This window comes from Mesorhizobium intechi (assembly GCF_002879535.1).
In the GTDB taxonomy this organism is placed as follows: domain Bacteria; phylum Pseudomonadota; class Alphaproteobacteria; order Rhizobiales; family Rhizobiaceae; genus Mesorhizobium; species Mesorhizobium intechi.
Genome location: NZ_PNOT02000378.1, coordinates 1 through 3,805, shown reverse-complemented (window position 1 = coordinate 3,805; position 3,805 = coordinate 1). Strand labels below are relative to the sequence as shown.

At 62.9% G+C, this 3,805-nt stretch carries 4 protein-coding genes; 1 reads left to right on the top strand and 3 read right to left on the bottom strand.

Annotated features, from left to right (window positions below; all coding sequences use genetic code 11):
* From C1D09_RS31830 to C1D09_RS31820, 3 genes are all read right to left on the bottom strand, one after another.
* The coding region (locus C1D09_RS31830) for a PfkB family carbohydrate kinase (protein WP_246135952.1) at nucleotides 1–287 on the bottom strand (287 nt) is incomplete at its 3' end.
* 4 nt (nucleotides 288–291) lie between these two features.
* Nucleotides 292–744 (bottom strand): RbsD/FucU family protein, encoded by a 453-nt coding sequence (locus C1D09_RS31825; RefSeq protein WP_143977894.1) that lies wholly within the window; start codon nucleotides 742–744, stop codon nucleotides 292–294.
* A 27-nt stretch (nucleotides 745–771) separates the two neighbouring features.
* Nucleotides 772–1,827 (bottom strand): ABC transporter ATP-binding protein, encoded by a 1,056-nt coding sequence (locus C1D09_RS31820; protein WP_143977893.1) that lies wholly within the window; start codon nucleotides 1,825–1,827, stop codon nucleotides 772–774.
* Between the two features lie 283 nt (nucleotides 1,828–2,110).
* Here C1D09_RS31820 and C1D09_RS31815 point away from each other — a divergent pair, with 283 nt between their 5' ends.
* Nucleotides 2,111–3,778 (top strand): ABC transporter substrate-binding protein, encoded by a 1,668-nt coding sequence (locus C1D09_RS31815; RefSeq protein ID WP_143977892.1) that lies wholly within the window; start codon nucleotides 2,111–2,113, stop codon nucleotides 3,776–3,778.
* Nucleotides 3,779–3,805 lie beyond the last annotated feature (27 nt).

The following is a 3,805-nucleotide window of genomic DNA, read 5'->3' as shown; positions in this document are numbered from 1 at the left end:
GCGCCCGTGTAGCTGTCCGGCGTGTCGATGACGGCGCTTTTCACGCCGGCATCCTGCCAGGTACGCTTGGCCATGTCGGCGAAAGCATCCACGCCAAGCCGGGTCAGGAAAGTGGTGTCGGCGCCGAGCTTGCCGGCGGCCACCGCCTGATTCGATCCCTTGCCGCCCGGGCCCAGCTTGAACGAATTGCCGAGGATCGTCTCGCCCATGCGCGGCTGGCGATCGGCACGATAGGCGGTGTCGGCGACGAAGACGCCCAATATGACGACAGGCTTTACGGCGGCCATATCGCTACTCCGCATCCGGCGGTATGACGCCCTTGCGAAAGGCGAAGCAACCGTAAAAACGGCGTTCGCCGGTCTGGATGACGCAATAGGCCTGCTTGGCTCGCTCGTAGAAGGCGTAGCGCTCGACCGGCAGCATCGGCCAGGGCTTGCCCTCGGCGGCGTCGATTTCCTTTTGCACTTCCTTCTGCACGGACGGGATCTCGTCCGGCTTGCCGACGATTTCCATGCGCGCGGCCGCGTCGTCGACGAACGTATCCAGCGGATAAAGCGACAGCACTGCCTTCACCACGTCCGCGGCCGACGCATCGATGCGCAGCAGCCGGCCGAGTGCCGTCTGGCGCGCCACCGAATCGGAGGGGAAATTGGTGTCGGCGATGATCAGGTCATCGCCATGGCCCATCGCCCGCAATGCCTGGAGCACGTCGGCATTGAGCAGCGGATTGATGCCTTTGAGCATGATAGTCCTCGTGAAGTCCGTTTGAGATCAGAGACGGTTGCCGGTCTCGGCATCGAAAAGATGAATCTGCTCGAGCCTGGGCTTCAGCGTCAGCGTGTCGCCGGGCTTGAAGTCGTGGCGCTCGCGAAACAGCGCCACCATCTCGCGGTCGCCAAAGCGCAGGAACACAAGCGTCTCCGAGCCGGTCGGTTCGACCACCGAAATCTTCGCCGGCACGCCGTCGGGATGAATTTCCAGATGCTCCGGACGCACGCCATAGACGACGGCCTGCCCGTCTTGCGCGGCATTGTCGGCGATCGGAAACAATGTGCCTGATATGTCGACGCCTGGCTTGTCGCCCTTTCGCACAACGCCCTTGAGCAGGTTCATCGACGGCGAGCCGATGAAGCCGGCGACGAAGAGATTGGCCGGCCGGTCGAACAGCTCCAGCGGCGCGCCGATCTGCTCGATGCGGCCGTCGCGCATGACCACGATCTTGTCGGCCATGGTCATGGCCTCGATCTGGTCGTGGGTGACGTAGATCGTGGTGGTCTTCAGCCGCTGGTGCAGTTCCTTGATCTCGGTGCGCATCTGTACGCGCAGCTTGGCGTCCAGGTTCGAGAGCGGCTCATCGAACAGGAACACCTGAGGATTGCGGACGATGGCGCGGCCCATCGCGACGCGCTGGCGCTGGCCGCCGGACAGCTGCCGGGGATAGCGCTTCAGATAGGGGTTGAGGTCGAGGATGTCGGCGGCGCGCTTGACCCGCTCGGCGACCAAGGCCGGGTCGGTTTTGCGCAGCTTGAGCGCAAAGGCCATGTTCTGCTCGACCGTCTTGTGCGGGTAGAGCGCGTAGTTCTGGAACACCATGGCGATGTCGCGCTTTGCCGGCGGCAAATGGTTGACGACGCGGTCGCCGATGGCGATCGTGCCGCCGGAAACGGTCTCCAGCCCGGCCACCATCCTGAGCAGCGTGGACTTGCCGCAACCCGAGGGGCCGACCAGTACCACGAACTGTCCGTCAGCGATGTCGACGCTGACTTCGTGCAGAACCTTGACGGTTCCAAACGCCTTGGCCACCTTGCTGATTGCGACTTGAGCCATCTCTCCCCCATCGGCTCCAACTGGCCGTAGGCGCAGAAGCTAACCAACGCGCCCTGTCAGGGCAAGTCGGTCTCTTATAGATAAAAACCGTTCTCGTTGACACGGCGTTGGGTTGCGAGAATAGTGGTGGGCGCTGGTCAAATGTCGGCACCGATCCGCAAGGAATTTCAATCGACGCAGGGTGGGGTCCTGCCTAATTCGTTTCCGAGCCGGTGGCACCGTGGTGCTTCAGCGTCCGACAGGTGGCCACATCCATTCACACTTATTCTGGGAGGAATAGTCGATGAGAACAGGTCTTTACGATAGGCTGGTCCGTGCCGGCGCCACACGGCGCGACGTCTTGAAAGGCGCGGCCAGCATGGCCGCGATCGCTGCGGCATCCGGCGCCGGGCTCGGCGCCTTGACGCGTCCCGCCTCCGCCGCAAGCGAACTGCGCTCGAAGATCCTGCAGATTCCGGGCGTTGGCAAAGGTCAGCCGACCGATGCCGATTTCCAGAAGGTGGGCGAACTGTGCCTCGATGCAACCAAGGCCAACGTCAAGGAAGGCGAATTCGCCGGCGTTGAGCTGACATTCATGGGCCTCAACAACCAGAACCTGCACAATGTGCTGTTCCGCGGCTTCCTGAAGCCGTGGGAGGCCTATACCGGCGCCAAGATCAGCTGGATCGACCTGGCGCAGGCCGACTACAATGCCCGCCTGCAGCAGTCGATCGCCACCGGCACCGTCGACTTCGACATCATCGAGATGGGCGCGCCCTTCGAAGGCGATGTCTGCGGCAAGGGCCTGACCTCGGAGATGCCCGACTGGGTCAAGAAGCAGATCGATTTCGACGACCTGGTCAACTACCTGAAGCCGCCGGTCGGGACCTGGGACGGCAAGCAGTATCGCGTTACCATCGACGGCGACACGCACAATTTCAACTACCGCACGGACGTGTTCGCCGATGCCGACCTCGCCAAGCAGTGGAAGGATGGCGGCGGTGAAGGCGAATGGGGCGTACCGAAGACCTGGCAGCAGGTGCAGGCCGTTACCAAGTTCCTCAAGGGCAAGAAATTCAAGGGCCAGGACGTTTACGGCTATCTCGACGCGCCCAAGCCGTGGGGCGGTTTCGGCTTCTACTTCCTCGGCAGCCGCGCCACCGCCTACGCCAAGCATCCCGACGACAAGGCATGGCTGTTCGATGCCGACACGATGAAGCCGCGCATCAACAATCCGGCCTGGGTGCGCGCCATCCAGGACGTGATCGACGCACTGCCGTCGGAACCGGCGGACCAGATCAACGCCGACCCCAACACGACCGGCTTCCAGCAGTTCCTGGCCGGCACCGGTTCGATGATCCCCTGGTGGGGCGACATCGGCTCCAACGTCAAGACCAACGATTCGTCCGTCATCGGCGACGTCACCGGCTTCTCGATCCTGCCGGGTTCGGACGATGTCTACAATTCCAAGACCGGCAAATGGGAGAAGCTCGCCAGCGGGCCGAACTATTCGCCGAACTGCGCCTATCTGGGCTGGGGCGTCTATGTCATGGCCCGCGTCGACAAGGACGAGAAGAAGAAGAAGGCGGCATGGTCCGCCGCCGCTCATCTCGGCGGCAAGGATCTGTCGATCTGGACGGCGATGTATCCGTCCGGCTTCCAGCCCTACCGAAATTCGCATTTCGACATTCCCGAATGGGTGGCGGCCGGCTACGACGAGGCCTTCATCACCTCGTACCTGAAGTCGGAAGGCGACAGCTACAACCATCCGAACGCGGCGATCGAGCCACGCATCCCCGGCATCTTCCAGTATTACAGCGCCGCCGAGGACATTCTGGCCAACACCTTCGCCGGCAAGATGAAGGCACAGGAAGGCGCCGATGCCATCGCCGCCGCCTGGGAAAAGCTCACCGACCAGATCGGCCGTGAAAAGCAGGTCAAGCTCTACAAGGCCTCGCTCGGCCTGGCCTGATCGAAGCGTGAACCCGGGGTCCGGCGA

Bases quoted from the DNA above. Each gene is read 5' to 3' on its own strand.
- C1D09_RS31815 (WP_143977892.1), top strand. From the start codon at position 2,111: ATGAGAACAGGTCTTTACGATAGGCTGGTCCGTGCCGGCGCCACACGG.
- C1D09_RS31820 (WP_143977893.1), bottom strand. From the start codon at position 1,827: ATGGCTCAAGTCGCAATCAGCAAGGTGGCCAAGGCGTTTGGAACCGTC.
- C1D09_RS31825 (WP_143977894.1), bottom strand. From the start codon at position 744: ATGCTCAAAGGCATCAATCCGCTGCTCAATGCCGACGTGCTCCAGGCA.